The sequence below is a fragment of the Sphaerochaeta sp. genome (genome assembly GCF_050256055.1).
GTDB lineage: Bacteria > Spirochaetota > Spirochaetia > Sphaerochaetales > Sphaerochaetaceae > Sphaerochaeta.
Genome location: NZ_JBFWIJ010000063.1, coordinates 1 through 3,203, shown reverse-complemented (window position 1 = coordinate 3,203; position 3,203 = coordinate 1). Strand labels below are relative to the sequence as shown.

At 48.6% G+C, this 3,203-nt stretch carries 2 protein-coding genes and 1 pseudogene; 1 reads left to right on the top strand and 2 read right to left on the bottom strand.

Features of this window, described 5'->3' with window-relative positions; translation table 11 throughout:
• Nucleotides 1-400: 400 nt before the first annotated feature.
• A pseudogene (locus tag AB7C91_RS13715) lies at nucleotides 401-601 on the top strand (JAB domain-containing protein); the annotation flags it as partial.
• 445 nt (nucleotides 602-1,046) lie between these two features.
• On the opposite strand, the gene AB7C91_RS13710 reads toward AB7C91_RS13715, so the two are convergent.
• The gene (locus AB7C91_RS13710) at nucleotides 1,047-2,102 is read right to left on the bottom strand and encodes a Fic family protein (protein WP_428592418.1); all 1,056 of its coding nucleotides are present in this window, start codon (nucleotides 2,100-2,102) and stop codon (nucleotides 1,047-1,049) included.
• An 81-nt stretch (nucleotides 2,103-2,183) separates the two neighbouring features.
• Nucleotides 2,184-3,203 (bottom strand): InlB B-repeat-containing protein (locus tag AB7C91_RS13705; protein ID WP_428592415.1); only part of this gene is annotated, 1,020 nt, incomplete at its 5' end.

Sequence of the window (3,203 nt, the reverse complement as noted above, 5' to 3'; positions counted from 1 at the left end):
CAAAAGACATCCGATTACTCAAGCAATCCGGTCCCATGGATGCATGATTCTTGTTATACACGAAAAATTCCGCAATGCAGCAGCTTTACAAATACGGGCAATAAGACCTATGGGTAGGATGGGAACATAAAAGTTAAGTGCAAGTTATTGAAGAATGCTGGTATCATTTTCAGAGTCGTGGAAGATGATTCCCTGCTGGCAATATTTCCATGTTATTCTCAAGCATGAAGCAGAATGAAAACAAGGTTGAAGAGCTGATCTAATAAGGGTGACTAAAAGTAATTTTCAAATTAACATATGTTTACTTGTTTGAATCAATTAAACTTGCTGTGTATAGCTAGTATTTCTTTTTCTGTAAACTACTTATTGTCTTTCTAGCTACGCATAGAGGGAGGTTTTCACCGAAGCGGTGAAGGAGCGGGCAACAGCCATTATCGTCGCCCACAATCATCCCAGTGGCAATCTGGATCCCAGCATCGAGGACAAGGATGTGACACGAAGGCTCAAGCAAGCCGGTGATATACTGGGCATCAAGATCCTGGATCATCTCATCTTTGGTGAGGAAGGGTATCTATCCATGTTGGAGGGTAATTTGTTTTAAAAAAAGTACGTTGTTACCAGGTGCAACCTCCTCCCTGTTGCCATGAAACCAAATCTTCCCTACTGGTTTTTGGGTTGCACCTGGTTTTCTTCTTATGCAAAACAAGCTGAATGAAGCGGACTATAAATCTGAAGAGCTGTAAACCAAAATGGTCACAGTCACTGAAAAAGTGTCTCCAAATCGAGCTCCTGTCCATCGAAAAGTGTCTACCAAAACGTACGAATAGCAAAGGTTGGTACCTATGGTTGCATACAAAGAAGAGGAATTTTTGGATTAGCTTCCAGGTACCCTATTTCAGGAATTCATGCCCTGGAGGAACCCTTTTATCATTCCTATGGAGGATATGGATTTTGTTCCTGGTACCGATGGTAGTTAAGGTTCTATGAGCTTAATGGACTCTCCCACGAGATTAAATAATCTCCCATGCAATCGTATCCGTGGGAGATTATGCAGGATCAGGATTTCGTACGTAGGCGGTGTTTCTGCCACTGCCTTGGCGGAGGATGTATCCCTCTTCCTTGAGGCGCTTAAGCGCAGCCTCCACCGATGAGCTTCCGATGCTCGGGCAGAGCTCAAGTATCTGTGCCTTGGTGAACACTCCTAAAGTGTTGTCCACAGCTGAGCGCACGATTTCATAAGGGGTGCTCTTGCGATCCACCGAACCCAGCCTTTCTTCGAGGTCCCGATAGCAGCTCAGGACAATCCCGAGAAAGTACTTGATGAAGGAAGTGTAATCGTTCTTTCCCTCTTGCCATCCGCTGGAGACCTTTCCCAATACGTCGTAGTAAGTATCCTTCGTTCTCTCGATCTTCTGCTCGATGCTGATGTACTTGCCCACCATGAAGCCGCTTTGGTACAGCAACAGCGTGGTAAGCAGTCGGCTGATGCGTCCGTTGCCGTCATTGAACGGATGGATGCACAGGAAATCGCAGATGTATATGGGAACAAGGATCAGTGGATCCACCACTTGCTTGGCAAGCGCATCCCGATAGCTTGTGCAGATTGCATCCACTGCCTCCGGCGTCTCGAATGGTTCGAGCGGAGTGAACCGGGTGAAGGAACTGCCGTCCGCATGGGTCTCGTTGATGTAGTTCTGGGTGTTCTTGAACTTTCCTCCGAACGTCTTGTCGGTATAGGAAAGCAGATCCCGGTGCAACTGCAGGATAATATCACTCTTGAGCGGGATATGATCGTAGCTGTCGTGGATCGTGTTCAGCACATCACGGTAGCCAACTATCTCCTGTTCATCACGATTCCGGGGTGCAGTCCGCTCCTCCACCAGTTGCTTCATCCGGGCGTTCGATGTCCCGATGCCTTCGATCCTGTTCGAGCTGTCGGTGCTTTGTATCTTCGCAATCTCGACCAGGCGCTTCAGTTCGACCGGCTTCTGCATAAGATACAGATCCTGTCTGCCCTTGTGTTCGCGTATCTGTGCGACGAACGAGAGGATCTCGGCATTCCAGGAACTTTCCCTCAATTTGCAGTAATCGAATTCGCGCATCTTTCTCCCACCTGATTTACTTTTCTCCCATAGAATACTCTATTTTGGGAGTAAGTCAATCCTTGTGGGGAGAACGGCTCATCAGAAAGCCCGCACAGGCCTGACCCTGATTGAAATGCGTCGACTGTAGTAATACTGATCCCCTGCATTGGAACTTGGCAACCCAGGGGTAGAAACAGCGCTGAACGTTTGGGCGATTGCATAACCAGATGGATCATAAGAAATATCTTCAGAGGAACTCCAATATTCATTGTAGGTGCCGTAAAGAAAATTCCCAAGGGGAAACTCCCTATCTTTTACTAGGTTTACGAACATCGCATACAGCTCATCTTTCGATGGTAAAAACCAATCCTTATATTCCACTCCGCCATTCTCGACTATGTGCTTGGTGGCAAGATTAGCAGCATAGTCTGCTGATGTCGTGGTTGAAGATGAGGAAATATATGCCGTTTCCCCCATCTTACTCACTAAGTTAGCAGTATTCGTCTTGCCCGTTCCTATTGCTGTACCCGTAGCACCTGTCCCAAGATTTGCCCCTGTTGAAGTTTCTCGGTAATATCCGAAGAGAGCGGCTCCCACCGCGATGTCTGACGGAGCGGCCTCCAGATATCGCCAACCATCACTGTAGCTGCCCTTGTCATGGAAAATGTATCCACCAGAAGGACCCAAGCCTCCAACTACCCATGTCGCAATCCACTTCGCATACAGGGTCAGCGCAGCATTGGTGCTGTAGGTCGCCCCTGCTGCATAGTCGGTTCCGCTCCCGTTGGCTGCAGTGTTCCATCCTGCGAAGGTGTAGCCTGTCTTTGCCAGGGAGCCTGTGTTTGATGCAAGGGTGAGGTTGCTGCCATAGGTCTTGGTCTGGGCAGCCGGTACCGATCCCGAGGAGGCACTGTTGGCATCATAACTCACCAGGTAAGTGTCGATGGTCCACTTTGCATACAGTATCGGCGCATTATCAGCCTTGTTCCAGCTTCGGGCACTTGTCATCGTAGCGGTGTAGTACTGTGTACCACCTCCATTGGTCTGGTCATAGTAGCCACCGAACGTGTAGCCGGTCCTCGTCGGGGCTGTTGCACCCGGCATCGCTGCATCGTAGGT